A 14452-nucleotide genomic window follows, 5' to 3' on the forward strand; every position below is an offset into this window, starting at 1 on the left:
TCTCCCAATCATTTTCGGTCAATCAACACAAATATTGATCATTGTTTTTTGATGGTTTTGAGTGTGTGATTTTTGGGAAAAATTGAAAATACGTTATTTTGCGTATATGTGCGTATTAGAAAAAATCGCCATGATAAATGACTTTTGGCATAAGGATTGCTGGGTTTAATGCAGCCACATGCCAAACATGAGTGTTATGCCAGATTCTTCACGTCCCCAACAAGCGCCACAACGTGTGATCAAAACACGCCGTGAATATAATATTTGGGTGGCAGATGAAAGTATCGAAGACTATGCGCTCCGCTACGCACCCACCTCAGTACGAAAATGGTCGCCTTGGACGGTAACTAATACCGCAATTTCGACAGTTAGCTTTTTAGCGATGGAAGCCATTGGGGCGACCATGCTTTGGCAGTATGGCTTTAGCAATGCGTTATGGGCAGCAATTGTCGTATGTACCATCATATTTTTGACCAGTTGGCCGATTAGTTACTACGCCGCAAAATATAATGTAGATGTTGATCTGCTTACTCGTGGTGCAGGTTTTGGCTATATTGGCTCGACCATTACGTCTCTGATTTATGCCAGCTTTACCTTTATTTTGCTTGCGTTTGAAGCCGCAATTATGGCAATGGCACTTGAGCTTGCTTTAGGCATTCCGCAAGTTATTGGTTACTTAATTTCTGCCTTAGTGATTTTGCCTTTAGTAGTCAAAGGCATTGGTTTTATTAATAAAGTTCAGGCGATCACACAACCAATCTGGCTTTTATTGCTGTTATTACCATGGTTTTTTGTACTTTGGAAACAGCCACAAATTTTAAGTAGTAGCCTGCATTTTGTTGGTGCGGTTTCAAACTCGACCGATTTTAATCTGTATTACTTTGGTGCGGCGTGCACTCTTATTTTTTCATTTGTGATCCAAATTGGTGAGCAGGCCGACTATTTACGTTTCTTACCGCAAAAAGAAAAGAACAGAACCGCATGGTGTTTTGCCGTTTTGTTAGGTGGTCCATCTTGGATTATTTTCGGTTTTCTAAAAGTTTTGATGGGCATGCTGCTGATGATATTGGCTTTTCAGTTGTTTATTCCTGTCTCTGAACTAGACAATCCGACTTATCTGTATTGGGTTGCCTATCAGCAATTTATTCCAAATCCTCAACTAGCTTTAATATTGACTCTAGCACTGGTTTGCTTGGCGCAAATTAAAATTAATATGACTAATGCCTACGCTGGCTCATTGGCATGGTCAAACTTTTTTGCCCGTTTAACTCATAGCCATCCTGGGCGAATTGTCTGGCTTCTTTTTAACGTTTTTATTGCCATTGTTTTGATGGAAATGGGCATTAGCCATGCGGTTGAACGCATTTTGGGGCTATATAGCAATATCGCTTTGGCATGGATTGGTGCCGTTGTTGCCGATTTAATTATCTGTAAGCCTTTAGGTTTAAGCCCGAAGGGAATTGAATTTCGCCGTGCTTATTTATATGACATTAACCCCGTAGGTGTGGGTGCTTTACTAATTGCTTCAGTGTTATCGATACTGAGCTATTTGGGCTTTTTCGGACTCATGGCGAAAGGCTTGGCGAGTTTCATTGCTCTAGGGAGTGCGGTGTTATGTGTTCCTATTATTGCTTACTTAACCAAAGGCAAATATTACATCGCACGCCAGCCTGAAAAAATTCAGGCGACTTCGGTTGCTAACTGTGTGGTATGTGAAAGGGACTATGAACTTGCCGATATGGCGGGCTGTCCAGCCTATAACGGTACGATTTGCTCTCTATGCTGTTCACTTGAAGCACGCTGTCACGATTTATGTAAACCCGATGCACGTTGGTCGGTACAGCTCAAAAAAGCCATTTGGCACTATTTACCAGAACGTTGGGCTAGCCATTTAAATAGCAGGGTCAGTTTGTATTTATTACTGACTTTAGGGCTGTCGATCGTTTTGGCAGTAAGTTTAAGTCTGGTTTATATCCAAGAAAAAACCTATTTAGAAACAATCAATGCGGCAGCCGTTCCACAGCTCTTTACACTGTTTGTGAAAATTTACACCATTTTATTTTTATTGATGAGTGTTGCTGCATGGTGGTTAGTGTTAAACGATGAAAGCCGACGTAATGCCGAAATTGAGACACACCAACAAACAGCATTATTGATTGATGAAATTGCTGCCCATGAAGTCACTTCAAAAGACTTACAAGACGCCAGAATTTCAGCAGAACGAGCAAATGATGCAAAAAGCCGTTATGTCATTGGCATTAGTCACGAACTAAGAACGCCTCTAAATAGTATTTTAGGCTATAGCCAATTACTTCAAAAACAAGAGCAGCTTTCAGAACAAGGCAAAATGGCGCTTGGGGTGATTAGCCGTAGTGGGCAGCATTTGACTTCATTGATTGATGGTTTACTAGATTTAGCACGCATTGAAACAGGGAAGATTTCTTTAAATGTAGTGGACGTTCATTTCCCAAATTTTATTGAACAGATTATTCAAATGTTTCAGCCACAGTTTGAACAGAAGAATTTACAGTTTGTTTATGAAATTGGAGATAACCTGCCGCACTATGTCCGTACCGACAAAAAACGCTTAGAGCAAGTGCTCATCAATTTGCTGGGCAATGCTTTAAAGTTTACAACGAGCGGCACAATTACTTTGAAGGTTGAGTACCGTTTTCAAACGGCTTATTTTGAAATTAGAGATACGGGCTGTGGTATTGCAGAAGCAGATTTAGAGCGAATCTTTAACCCGTTTGAACGGGGTAGTAATGTGGTTCAAGGCGGATTTACCGGAACAGGGCTAGGCCTACCCATTGTAAAATTGTTGGTCGATTTACTCGGTGGACAGCTATCTGTGACTAGTCAGCTCAATCAGGGTTCACAATTTAAGATTAAGTTTTACTTACCTTCAAAAGAAGTAGTTCATCCAATTTCTAATATTTATTCCAACCAGATTACAGGCTATCAAGGTGAGCGTAAACGAATTTTGGTTGTCGATAATGAAGCGGTGGATCGAGGCCTAGTCGCTAATTTTCTCAAACCTTTAGGATTTATGATTGAAGAAGCCGAGTCGGGCATTGACTGTTTAAGACGTGTACCTATTTTTCATCCTAACCTGATTTTGATGGATTTAAATATGCCTTTGATGGGCGGGTGGGAAACAGCGCGATTATTACGTCAGAATAATATTACCAATGTGCCGATCTTAATTATTTCGGCCAATGCAGGCGAGCGTGAAGTCAATCCACAAGATGCAGTTTTAAGTGAAGACTTTATGTTAAAACCAATCGACCTGAATTTGTTGCTGAGTAAAATTGGGGACAAATTAGGTTTGATATGGATTGATTCCAAATCAGAGAAATCCATTGAAAATAATGATGTTCAAGCATTGGATGTAAAGGTGTTTAAGCAGGAGCAAGCTGCTGTTCATACATCAATCCAACAACCAGAAGATAATAATTTGCTCGATTTACCGCAAAGCCTGCAGCAATTAAATGATTTGATTGGACAGGGGTACATTCGTGGAATTCAACAGACTTTAACGCAATGCCGTCAGAATTTTCCGGAGCATAACGAGTTATGGGAACAGTTTGAACAGGCTATTCAAAAATTTGATTTAAAACACGCCCAACGATTAATTCAGGATAAGCAATGAGTAAGCAACATGTTTCTTTTCAGCAAGCTTCGTCAAACGAGCAGGCTGTTATTCTGATTGTGGATGATGTGCCGGAAAATTTAGGCTTGCTACATGAAAGTCTGGACCAGGCAGGTTATCGCGTGCTTGTCACAACCGATGGGTTAAGTGCTATTGAAATAGCACACCGATGCTTACCAGATATGATTTTACTTGATGGCAATATGCCACATATGGATGGTTTTGAAAGTTGTATACAACTTAAAGCGAGCCCAATTACACAGTTTATTCCCGTCATTTTTATGACAGGCTTGTCGGAAACAGAGCATATAGTGCGAGGTTTTCAGGTCGGTGGGGTGGACTATGTAACCAAGCCTTTGAATATTGAAGAAGTACTAGCAAGGGTAAAAACACATTTGGCACATGCCAAACTATTGCAGCAACAGAAACAGGTGATTGATGCGACGGAAACAGCCATTCTTGCGCTAGATGTTCAAGGTAAAATTGTTTGGAAAACCAAAAAAGCCAGTGATTTACTGAATCAATATTTACCTGAATTAGAGGGCTTTGAAGCAGGCTTAAAAGCTTGGTTTTCAGACTTAGAAAATGAAAAAGACCCTAAAAAATTAACCAGCTGTTCTTATTCAACGCCATCCCAGCAATTACAGCTTTTATTGCTTACGCCGTGGGAAACTGAACCAAGTGTGGCAAAAAATTATCTGATACAGATTAAGACTTCTACGCCGGCTTTGGAAATGGCTGATATTTTGAAATATTGCCCACAGTTGACTCAACGTGAGGCAGAAGTCATGCACTGGTTATTGTTAGGGAAAACCAATAAAGATATTGCAGAAATATTGGAGCTTAGCCCACGGACCGTGAACAAGCATTTAGAACATGTTTTTGAAAAACTTTGCGTTGAAAATCGAACTGCTGCCGTGGCGCACATTAATAGTCTGGTACAAGAGTTTCACTAATTTAATTGACGATTGTATTTAAAAAGCATACAGACTCACTGCTAAAAATAGTCTATTTTTTTACACTTAAATTTGTTCTTATAGATAAAGATATATAAAGTCATTTTTAAATAAATTTGAGCCATAATACGAGGAATTCATTGTGAATATTCAACAAAAAGATGATGCAAAACACGGCAGCTTTAGCTTACTTGATGGTGAAACCGTTGCGGGTGAAATGACTTATACATGGGCAGGCGAAGGCATGCTGATTATTGACGCTACAGATGTAAATGAAAATTATCGGGGACAAGGTGTAGGTCGCCAATTACTTGATGCTTTGGTGGCTTTTGTTCGTGAAAAAGACATAAAAGTAATTCCGCTTTGCCCATATGCTAAATCGGTTTTTGATAAAGACCCAAGCATTGGTGATGTACTTAGAAAGTAAGCAATAAATTAAAAATCATTTAATAGGAATCGGGCGTTAGTGTCCGATTTTTTTATTCATCTTTGTTTTAGTGAATATGTTTTAAGCGGTTGTCTTCAACTGATTTTAAGGTTTTCGATTGCCAGATCGAATTTATCAAACTTATAGAAAAGCTTATCTAATAAAAATAGTTTTAGACCAATTGGGAAAAAAATAAACTCGTTACACAAATATTTAATAGCTGATGAAAGCTAAATATTTATAGCGTTTTAATATTATTTTTTTGGAATTTTCCTTGAACTGGCAGTATATCCATAGTGTGTTGCCGCAATTTTTCTCTGCAACTTTGACCACGCTGAAAATTTCAATTATCAGCATTATTCTGGCAATTATTGTAGGGCTAATTTGCAGCATTTTAATCACATATCGCGTGCGGGTGCTAAATAGAATTGCCCAGTTCTATATTGAGTTATCTCGAAATACCCCTTTATTAATTCAACTGTTCTTTTTGTATTACGGTTTGCCAAAGCTTGGCATCAAAATCGATGGTTTTGCCTGTGGTGTGATCGGATTGACCTTTTTGGGTGGAAGCTATATGGCCGAAGCATTCCGAGCAGGTTTGCAGTCTGTTGCAAAAGGGCAGATTGACTCTGCAAAAAGTATTGGACTACAACCGATTCAAATTTTTAGATATGTCATTTTCCCTCAAGCACTGGCTATTTCAATTCCGGCAATAGGGGCAAATTGCCTATTTCTAATTAAAGAAAGTTCTGTGGTCAGTGCAATTGCTGTCGTTGAATTGCTTTTTGTCACCAAAGACTTAATTGGCATGGACTATAAAACCACAGAAGCTTTGTTCTTACTCATCATGGCTTATCTGATTATTTTATTGCCCGTGTCTATTTTAACCAGCTATCTGGAGCACAGAAGTCGGAAGGTGAGCCATGGAACTTGATTATCTATTTCAAGCGAGTCACCTCGAACGTTTAATGTGGGGACTTTGGGCAACTGCAAAAATTGCATTTATTTCAGTGTTTTTCTCTGCAATTTTCGGCACAGTTTTCGGCGTCATTATGACCTCTAAAAATATAGTCGTTAAATCGTTGTGCCGTCTGTATTTAGAAGCCATAAGAATCATTCCAATTTTAGTTTTGCTGTTTGTGTTTTATTTCGGCTTTGCAACATGGTTTAACTGGCAGTTTTCAGCAATGTGGGTATGTGTTGTTGTATTTGTTTTGTGGGGTACGGCCGAAATGGGCGATTTGGTTCGTGCAGCCATTACTTCGATTGATCAGCATCAACGCGATTCGGCCTATGCGCTCGGACTAACTCATGTTCAAGCCTTGGCGTATGTCATTTTTCCGCAAAGTCTAAAACGAGTAACACCAGGCGCAATTAACTTATTTACCCGAATGGTGAAAACCAGCTCTTTGGCAGTCCTGATTGGTGTGGTTGAGGTCATTAAAGTTGGCCAGCAAATTATTGAAAATTCGCTGTTAACCGTGCCAAGCGCTTCTCTTTGGATTTATGGCTTTATTTTTATTTTGTATTTTCTGATTTGCTATCCCTTATCGCGTTTGGCGGCACATTTAGAAAAGGTCTGGGAGTAATTATGCCTTTGTTATCGATACAACAATTACAGAAATCATTTGCACAAAGTCATATTTTACAGGGCATTGATCTAGATGTAGAACAAGGAGAGGTGGTTGTTATTTTAGGTCCATCGGGCTGCGGTAAAAGTACCTTATTGCGCTGTATTAACGGCTTAGAACCGATTCAGGGTGGTGAAATCCGTTTAACTGGCTCAGGTGTGCTTGGTAAAGATGTGGACTGGACTAATGCTCGTCAAAAAATTGGCATGGTTTTTCAGAACTATGAGTTATTTGGGCATATGAATGTCATTGACAATATTTTGCTTGGACCCCTCAAAGTACAAAAACGTCATCGTGATGAAGCTGAACAAGTAGCAGATGAGTTGTTAAAGCGAGTGGGGCTATTTGAGCGAAAACTTGATTATCCACGCCAGCTTTCAGGTGGACAAAAACAACGTATCGCTATTGTGCGTTCGCTAGTTATGCAACCTAAAGTCATTTTACTTGATGAAATTACCGCTGCGCTTGACCCAGAAATGGTCAGAGAAGTGCTCGATGTCGTACTCAAATTGGCGAATGAAGGAATGACCATGTTGATTGTGACACATGAGATGTCCTTTGCCCGCAAGGTTGCTGACCGCATTATTTTCATGGATAAGGGCAAGATTATTGAACAGGCTTCACCAGAAGAATTTTTTGAACAGCCGAAAACAGAACGAGCGAAAGCCTTTCTAAATATTTTGTCGTACTAAATTTTTATTATTTGAATCATGAGGAAGTGAATGTTTAAACGTAATTCAATAAAAATATTAAGCAGTCTTGCCGTTGCTGGGGTTTTATTAACTGCATGTAGTAAAACGCCATCAACTGAACAGGCAAACAATAGTCAAGAAGACCATTCTTTAGAACAAGTCAAAAAAAATGGGGTTCTACGCGTTGCTGTTTTTGCCGATGATCCGCCGTTTGGTTATGTAGATAGTGCGGGGAATAATCAGGGCTTCGATGTAGCTCTAGCAAAACGGGTGACTAAAGATTTGCTTGGTGATGAAAAGAAAGTTGAGTTTATTGTGACTGAAGCTTCAAATCGGGTGGAGTTTTTAAAATCAAATCGTGCCGATGTGGTGTTCGCGACATTTACAGTAACCCCTGAACGTAAGGAAGTTGTCGATTTTGCCGAGCCTTATTTAAAAGGGGCTTTTGGTATTGTCTCACCTAAAGCCAAGCCGATTACGGACATTGCCCAATTAGAAGGTAAGACCTTAATCGTAAACAAAGGCACAAGTTCAGATACCTACTTTACCAAGCATTATCCGAAAGTGAATTTACTTAAGTTTGAAAGAAACTCGGATGCGTTTAAAGCCTTAACCGACGGTCGTGGTGACGCAATTTCACAAGATAGTACGTATGCTTTGGCATGGGCCGCGAAGAACCCAAGTTATGTGGCGGGTATTCAGTCTATTGGTGATCAAGAGTTTATTGCACCAGCAGTTAAAAAGGGCAATACCCAATTATTGAATTGGCTCAATACTGAAATTAAGCAACTCAGAACAAGTGGTGAAATTAATAAAATTTATGATGAAACCTTGAAACCAATTTACGGTGACTCGGTCAATCCGAATGTGTTTTTAGATGTAGGCCAATAATTTTCGATATCGCTAGAGCAGTGTCTACCAAGAGGTGCTGCTGTTTTAAATAAGACTTTTACAAGAACGATAGGGTGAAATAATGACAACATTAACATTTCAAAACGTGAAGCATATTTTAGCTGCGTCTTTACTGAGTTTAGGTTTAGTTGCATGTGACAAAGGAACTCAGTCTACTGAAAAAACGGCAGATACCACACAAACTGTGTCGAGTATTGAACAGATCAAAAAGAATGGCGTGGTACGAATTGGCGTATTTAGTGATAAACCACCGTTTGGATATTTAGATGCTCAAGGTAAAAATCAGGGCTTTGATGTAGAAATTGCTAAGCATGTTGCTAAAGATCTGCTGGGTGATGAAAACAAAGTAGAGTTTGTTTTAACTGAAGCGGCTAACCGTGTCGAATACTTAAAAGCCAATAAAGTGGATATTATTTTTGCCAACTTTACCGTTACACCAGAACGTAAAGAAGTTGTCGATTTTGCTAAGCCTTACCTAAAAGTGGCACTAGGTGTGGTTTCTCCTAAAAGTCATCCGATTACTGATGTGGCTCAACTTAAAGATAAAATTTTACTGGTGAACAAAGGTACAACGGCTGATTCATTCTTCACCAAGACTCATCCTGAAATTAAACTACAAAAGTATGAGCAAAACACTGAAACTTTTGATGCTTTAAAAGATGGACGTGGTGCTGCGCTTGCCCATGATAACTTGCTGGTTTTAGCTTGGGCTAAAGAAAATCCAAATTACACTGTTGGCATTACTAATTTAGGTGAGCAGGACTTAATTGCACCAGCAGTGAAAAAAGGTGATAAAGAGTTGCTGGACTGGTTGAATCAAGATTTAGAGAAATTGGCAAAAGAAGGCGTGATTCATCAGGCTTATGAAAAGACGTTAAAACCAGTCTATGGCGATACGATTAATCCAAAAGATCTATTGGTTGAATAATTCTAATAAAGAGGATTCTAGACAGGATTTGCTCGAGTTAGGAGCCGACTAGATTTTTAAAGTCGGTTCTGCTGCTAATTTATCTGCCAAATATTGAATCAATACACTTAATTTAGGCGGGACATGCCTTGTCGGTGGATAAAGTAACCACAGCCCACCACTGTAATAGGTTTTAAAATACCAATCTGGTAAAACCTGAACTAAGGTACCTTGTTGTAGAGCATGGCGTGCAACGAAGTAAGGTAAGCTCGCAATACCTAAATGCTGTAATGCCGCACTCAAACGCACACCTGTATGGTTTGCTGCATAACGCCCACGCACAGCCACACTGATCGATTTGTTTCCTTGCTGAAATTTCCATTTTGAGTCACTGGCTTGTTCGCCCAAGTAAATACATTCATGCTGCTTTAAATCATGAGGGTGGTTCGGTGTACCGTGCTTGGACAAATATTCAGGTGTAGCACAAACCAAGTGATCAATATCAATCAGCTTTCGACCCATAAGGCCACCCGGTGGTTGCTCTGTAATTCGAAGTGCTAAATCTACTCCATCATCAATCAGGTCTACATAGCGATCTTCTAAAAGCATTTGTATATCAATTTTCGGGTAGCGTTCTAAAAACTCGGGTAAATGCGGATGAATCATAAAATGCCCCACAGCTTTCGGAACACTCATGCGAATAATACCTTCGGGTTCAACATGAAATTGACCCGAACTTTCCATGACTGCTTGTGCCGCATTCACCATATCTAAACAACGTTGATAAACCTGTTGTCCACTTTCACTTAAACGAAGTTTCCGTGTGGTCCGATAGAGTAAGCGAGTGCCTAAAGCACGTTCTAAACGAGCAATTGCACGACTAACAGCAGAAGGTGTTGTACCAAGCTGGCGGGCAGTTTCAGAAAAGCTTTCCGACTCGACAACCTTAACGAAAGTCGCCATTTCATTTAATAGAACCAGACTTTGATTTGTGCTCATGAGGCAAAAGTTATTTGGATTTTGATTGGATTATCGCGTCTAAAAAATCGCAATACAATCTTTTAGGTGATTTTCAGGAAACTAAATTGTTATGTGGCAGTTGTATGGACATGAGTTTTTAACGCTAGCTCTTATTCACTTTATGGCGGTGATTTTACCTGGACCAGATTTTGTGGTTACGGTAAGGCAAAGTGTACGTTATGGCTACTTGATTGGTTGCCTGACTGCAATTGGTATTGGTGTCGGGATTTCAGTGCATGTGTTTTATACACTTGTTGGTATTGGCTTTTTGATTCAGCAAAGTGAATGGCTCATGTCACTGATCAGAACAGCTGGGGCAGCTTACTTAGTGTATTTAGGATGGCAGTGTTTACGTAGCCAGCCGAATACCACTATTGAAATTAATGGCCAAGCAGGTAGTGACACGCCAAGTTTATTTAAAGCTTTTACTATGGGTTTTCTTACCAATGCGTTAAACCCAAAAGCCACTATCTTTTTTCTGGCAATTTTTACAACGATTGTAAGTACAACCACACCAATGAAAGTTCAGGTTTTTTATGGTGTGTGGATGTGTATGGTCAATGCCATCTGGTTTATGGTGGTGAGTGTACTGTTTGCACAGCCTATTGTACGTAAAAGATTTTTGGAGTTTGGGGTTTATTTTGAGAGGGTAATGGGAGCGTTATTAATTGGAATTGCATTGAGATTGATTTGGGGATTGTTTGTTTAAGTTGGTTGTATTTATAAGTGGATGGGGTAGCACGACGGAGTCTTACCGTTTATACGTCATAATAAAGTAGCTAATTCTGTTACTTTTTTTGGAAAAAGTAACCAAAAAACTTTGTCATCTACAGAACCTGTTCACTGTTTTTCATCTATCAGGAAATGTTGCAAAAACATTATTTTTATAAATTATGGGCAGGCTGTAGATGACTCTTAGCACGAGCCGAAGGCTAATTCAGAAATCGAATTTAAAATAACAAGACTCCGTAGTAATAACTACTTTGAGTTGTCCGAACTATTGATGACTCTTAATTCGAGCTAAAATCATCTGCAACCTGCGTGGTATTAAATAGTTTATGTTTCTGCGATATATCGATTAGATATAAGAAGAGGACAGGTTTTGCAGATGAAAATGCTTTTGCTTACTTTGGGCGAAACCAAAGTAAGTCTAGCCGAAGGCTAATTCAGAAATCGAATTTAAAATAATAAGACTCCACTGTAATAGCTACTTTGACTTGTTACTTCATATATAACTTTTGAGCTCAAGTAGTTTTAATAAATAATCCATAAAAAAGACCGCTCAAAAGCAGTCTTTTCTAGTCTAAAAATAGATTTAGTTGCTACGCCTATTACGCGTCAGTTGATGTAAAACCGACACCAATAAATCAATTTCTTCCGTCGTATTATAAAAAGCTAAAGACGGACGCACGGTCTGTTCTACACCAAAACGACGTAAAATTGGCTGTGCACAGTGGTGACCAGAACGTACGGCAATACCACGTTGATTTAAAGCTTTACCCACTTGTTCGGTTGAATAGCCTTGTAAGGTAAAGGACATAACACTGGCTTTATGATGTGCCGTTCCGATCAGACGTAAACCAGACACACTACTCAGTGCATTTTGACCATATTCGAGTAGATCATGTTCATAGCGAGCAATGTTATGAATACCTAGACTTTCTACATATTCAAGTGCAGCACCTAAGCCAGCAGCATCGGCAATATTTCCAGTTCCAGCTTCAAACTTGTTGGGTGCAGGTTGGTAAACTACTTGTTCGAAGGTCACATCTTGAATCATGTTGCCGCCGCCTTCCCAAACAGGCATGCTTTCAAGTAGTTCTGGTTTTGCATAGACCACACCAATACCCGTTGGACCAAATACTTTATGTCCAGAAAATACAAAAAAGTCTGCATCGAGAGCTTGTACATCGGTAGGGATGTGCGAAACAGATTGCGCGCCGTCAACTAAAACACGTACACCTTTGGCATGGGCAATTTTAATGACTTCAGCAACAGGTGTAACTGTGCCTAAAGCATTCGAAACTTGAGTAATTGACAGCAGTTTAGTGCGCTCATTAATCAGTTTTGGCAACTCTTCTAAAATAATCTGGCCCGTGTCATCCACAGGAATGACTCTTAATTTCGCTCCAGTTTTTTTACTGAGTTGATACCAAGGTACAATATTGGCATGGTGTTCTAAGTGAGAAACGATAATTTCATCACCTTCACCAATATTTTGCTCGCCCCATGTTTTTGCAATCAGGTTAATCCCTTCGGTTGTTCCTCGAACAAAGATAATTTCTTTAGAAGAGGGTGCACCAATAAATCGGGCAACTACATTTCTTGCATGCTCATAGGCATCAGTTGCACGAGCCGCTAACTCATGTGCAGCACGGTGAATATTTGAATTTTCATGCTGATAAAAATAAGCAATCCGGTCAATCACACGCTGCGGTTTTTGTGTGGTGGCAGCATTATCCAACCAAACTAGAGGTCGACCATTGACGCGTTCCTGTAAAATTGGAAAATCGCGACGTATGGCATGTACATCGAGTGGTTGAGCACTGCTTGCTACAAAGGTGGGTTGCGATGGTTGATAGTGACTATAACTTTGTCCAGTTTGAGGCAAGTCTAAAAAATAAAATGCAGAGCTTGCCGAACTTTGGGGAGGCGTGTTCGTTGCAAAACGATCTTCCGTCAGCAATGATTTCAGCTGATCACCATGTGGTAACTGAAAAGACTGTGCAACTGAATAATTATCTTCAACACCTTTAACAGACGGTTCTGCTGTATTAGGAGCAGAAAAATCATTTAAAAAATAATAAGGTGATTCACCTGCACCAGTGGGTAAGTTTGGTTCAATGCGTGGCACGTTGGGTTCACTATGAGCAGCTTGTGGCAAATGTGGTTCAAATGGTGGGCGTGGCAAATTAGCTCCACCAACCACAGGCGCAGACGCTACAATTCGGCGTTCAGGGTAGTCTGGCAAATTTGGAATATGCTCAGGATATTCCGGATTGAGACTTTTCTGAAAGGCGATATTGGGCGCACGACCACTGAGTGCAGAAAATGGTTCACCCGGTTGTGGTGGGTGCGGTGGTGCTCCGACAGGTAAGTCCAAGTTAAGGCCCGATGGAGAAGCTGAATTGCTTGAGCTTGGCACTGCTAAAAAAAACTCATTAGCAAGTCGAGCAATGGTGGACTCATCGGGGAAGTTGGCTGGTGGGTTAGCACCAGCCACTTCAGGCCCCGTTGAACTACCTTGCAGATTACTTGTAGTTAACTGGGTAGTCATGATATTTGTCCACCTCCACATCATCTAACACTGCCAAAGCATCGTCTGTTAATACTGCAAGTGAGCAATATAACGAGATTAGATATGAGGCAATCGCGTTACGGTTGATTCCCATAAAGCGTACTGAAAGCCCCGGTGACTGTTCACCCGCAAGACCCGGTTGGAACAAACCAACAATCCCTTGACGCTTTTCACCAACACGAAGCAGCAAGATTTTAGTTTTGCCATCTTCTACAGGAATTTTATTTGATGGAATAAGTGGAATTCCGCGCCATGTAATGAACTGCGAACCAAATAAGCTAACCGTTGGAGGCGGTACACCACGGCGTGTACATTCACGGCCAAATGCTGCAATCGCATCAGGGTGTGCTAGGAAAAATCCCGGTTCTTTCCAGACTTTACGTAGCAAATCATCAAGATCATCAGGAGTGGGTGGGCCATTTAAAGTCGAAATACGTTGGTCATCTGTCACACTTGCCAGTAAACCGTATTCAGGGTTATTGATAAGCTCACTTTCTTGACGTTCTTTAATGGTTTCAATGGTTAAGCGAAGCTGTTCTTTAATTTGGTCGTGTGGGCTGCTGTAAAGGTCGGCTACACGTGTATGTACATCTAAAACAGTAGATACACCATTTAAAAAGTATTCGCGTGGCTCTGGGTCATAATCAACAAAAGTTTGAGGTAAAGTTGCTTCATCACGTTGTGTGCAAGCTACTTGAATATCATCGGTATTATTGACACGGTTTAGGCGATAAATACCTGCTTCAACAGGAATCCATTGAAGTAAGTGAGTCAGCCAGCGGGGAGTAATTGTAGAAAGCTGGGGAGCTGTCTTGGTTGCATTGGCCAGTTGACGGGCCGCATGGTCCCCAAGTGCAAGTTGGGCTTTGTCTGTATTTTTCGCCATGAATCATTTTTCCTTATTACATTGGCTTTTCGAAAATAAAAATTCTAGGATGCATATAAACTAGAATTAGT

General features: G+C 40.2%; 13 protein-coding genes. 9 read left to right on the forward strand and 4 right to left on the reverse strand.

Going from position 1 to position 14452, the window contains the following annotated elements; translation table 11 throughout:
• The first annotated feature begins 187 nt into the window (after nt 1-187).
• The 3 genes from J690_RS05630 to J690_RS05640 all read left to right on the forward strand — a co-directional run bounded on the left by J690_RS05630 (nt 188) and on the right by J690_RS05640 (nt 5035).
• Entirely contained in the window at nt 188-3652 is a 3465-nt protein-coding gene (locus tag J690_RS05630; protein WP_032034651.1) for a hybrid sensor histidine kinase/response regulator, read from the forward strand.
• A complete protein-coding gene (locus J690_RS05635) occupies nt 3649-4608 on the forward strand; it encodes a response regulator transcription factor (RefSeq protein ID WP_032034652.1) in 960 nt (319 codons plus the stop codon). The genes J690_RS05630 and J690_RS05635 overlap by 4 nt, the downstream gene beginning before the upstream one ends.
• A gap of 142 nt (nt 4609-4750) precedes the next feature.
• On the forward strand, nt 4751-5035 hold the full coding sequence (locus J690_RS05640) for a GNAT family N-acetyltransferase (protein ID WP_032034655.1): 285 nt from the start codon (nt 4751-4753) through the stop codon (nt 5033-5035).
• 95 nt (nt 5036-5130) lie between these two features.
• Here the strand turns inward: J690_RS05640 and J690_RS23610 are convergent, their stop codons facing one another.
• Nucleotides 5131-5244: a hypothetical protein gene (locus tag J690_RS23610; RefSeq protein ID WP_080759637.1), complete on the reverse strand. Its 114-nt coding sequence runs from the start codon at nt 5242-5244 to the stop codon at nt 5131-5133.
• Nucleotides 5245-5309: 65 nt separating this feature from the next.
• Here J690_RS23610 and J690_RS05645 point away from each other — a divergent pair, with 65 nt between their 5' ends.
• From J690_RS05645 to J690_RS05665, 5 genes are all read left to right on the forward strand, one after another.
• Nucleotides 5310-5969, forward strand: coding sequence for an amino acid ABC transporter permease (locus J690_RS05645; protein WP_002114214.1), 660 nt, complete (start codon nt 5310-5312; stop codon nt 5967-5969).
• Nucleotides 5959-6624, forward strand: a complete 666-nt coding sequence (locus J690_RS05650) for an amino acid ABC transporter permease (protein WP_032034657.1) — start codon at nt 5959-5961, stop codon at nt 6622-6624. Before J690_RS05645 ends, J690_RS05650 begins: the two co-directional genes overlap by 11 nt.
• A 2-nt stretch (nt 6625-6626) precedes the next feature.
• Nucleotides 6627-7358 (forward strand): amino acid ABC transporter ATP-binding protein, encoded by a 732-nt coding sequence (locus J690_RS05655; protein WP_001130360.1) that lies wholly within the window; start codon nt 6627-6629, stop codon nt 7356-7358.
• Nucleotides 7359-7388: 30 nt separating this feature from the next.
• The gene (locus J690_RS05660) at nt 7389-8249 is read left to right on the forward strand and encodes a transporter substrate-binding domain-containing protein (protein WP_032034658.1); all 861 of its coding nucleotides are present in this window, start codon (nt 7389-7391) and stop codon (nt 8247-8249) included.
• Nucleotides 8250-8331: 82 nt separating this feature from the next.
• Nucleotides 8332-9198, forward strand: coding sequence for a cysteine ABC transporter substrate-binding protein (locus J690_RS05665; protein WP_032034661.1), 867 nt, complete (start codon nt 8332-8334; stop codon nt 9196-9198).
• Between the two features lie 48 nt (nt 9199-9246).
• On the opposite strand, the gene J690_RS05670 is transcribed toward J690_RS05665, so the two are convergent.
• Nucleotides 9247-10176 (reverse strand): LysR family transcriptional regulator, encoded by a 930-nt coding sequence (locus J690_RS05670; protein ID WP_032018083.1) that lies wholly within the window; start codon nt 10174-10176, stop codon nt 9247-9249.
• A 91-nt stretch (nt 10177-10267) separates the two neighbouring features.
• Between J690_RS05670 and J690_RS05675 the strand changes: the two genes are divergently transcribed.
• Nucleotides 10268-10906, forward strand: a complete 639-nt coding sequence (locus J690_RS05675; RefSeq protein ID WP_032034663.1) for a LysE family translocator — start codon at nt 10268-10270, stop codon at nt 10904-10906.
• A 606-nt stretch (nt 10907-11512) separates the two neighbouring features.
• On the opposite strand, the gene J690_RS05680 is transcribed toward J690_RS05675, so the two are convergent.
• On the reverse strand, nt 11513-13474 hold the full coding sequence (locus J690_RS05680; RefSeq protein ID WP_032034665.1) for a family 2A encapsulin nanocompartment cargo protein cysteine desulfurase: 1962 nt from the start codon (nt 13472-13474) through the stop codon (nt 11513-11515).
• Nucleotides 13449-14381 (reverse strand): family 2A encapsulin nanocompartment shell protein, encoded by a 933-nt coding sequence (locus J690_RS05685; protein ID WP_001107594.1) that lies wholly within the window; start codon nt 14379-14381, stop codon nt 13449-13451. Before J690_RS05685 ends, J690_RS05680 begins: the two co-directional genes overlap by 26 nt.
• Nucleotides 14382-14452 lie beyond the last annotated feature (71 nt).

This window comes from Acinetobacter sp. 742879, assembly GCF_000588535.1.
GTDB lineage: Bacteria > Pseudomonadota > Gammaproteobacteria > Pseudomonadales > Moraxellaceae > Acinetobacter > Acinetobacter pittii.

Bases quoted from the DNA above. Each gene is read 5' to 3' on its own strand.
- J690_RS05630 (WP_032034651.1), top strand. From the start codon at position 188: ATGAGTGTTATGCCAGATTCTTCACGTCCCCAACAAGCGCCACAACGT.
- J690_RS05670 (WP_032018083.1), bottom strand. From the start codon at position 10,176: ATGAGCACAAATCAAAGTCTGGTTCTATTAAATGAAATGGCGACTTTC.
- J690_RS05655 (WP_001130360.1), top strand. From the start codon at position 6,627: ATGCCTTTGTTATCGATACAACAATTACAGAAATCATTTGCACAAAGT.
- J690_RS05660 (WP_032034658.1), top strand. From the start codon at position 7,389: ATGTTTAAACGTAATTCAATAAAAATATTAAGCAGTCTTGCCGTTGCT.
- J690_RS05675 (WP_032034663.1), top strand. From the start codon at position 10,268: ATGTGGCAGTTGTATGGACATGAGTTTTTAACGCTAGCTCTTATTCAC.
- J690_RS05635 (WP_032034652.1), top strand. From the start codon at position 3,649: ATGAGTAAGCAACATGTTTCTTTTCAGCAAGCTTCGTCAAACGAGCAG.
- J690_RS05650 (WP_032034657.1), top strand. From the start codon at position 5,959: ATGGAACTTGATTATCTATTTCAAGCGAGTCACCTCGAACGTTTAATG.
- J690_RS05685 (WP_001107594.1), bottom strand. From the start codon at position 14,381: ATGGCGAAAAATACAGACAAAGCCCAACTTGCACTTGGGGACCATGCG.
- J690_RS05665 (WP_032034661.1), top strand. From the start codon at position 8,332: ATGACAACATTAACATTTCAAAACGTGAAGCATATTTTAGCTGCGTCT.
- J690_RS05680 (WP_032034665.1), bottom strand. From the start codon at position 13,474: ATGACTACCCAGTTAACTACAAGTAATCTGCAAGGTAGTTCAACGGGG.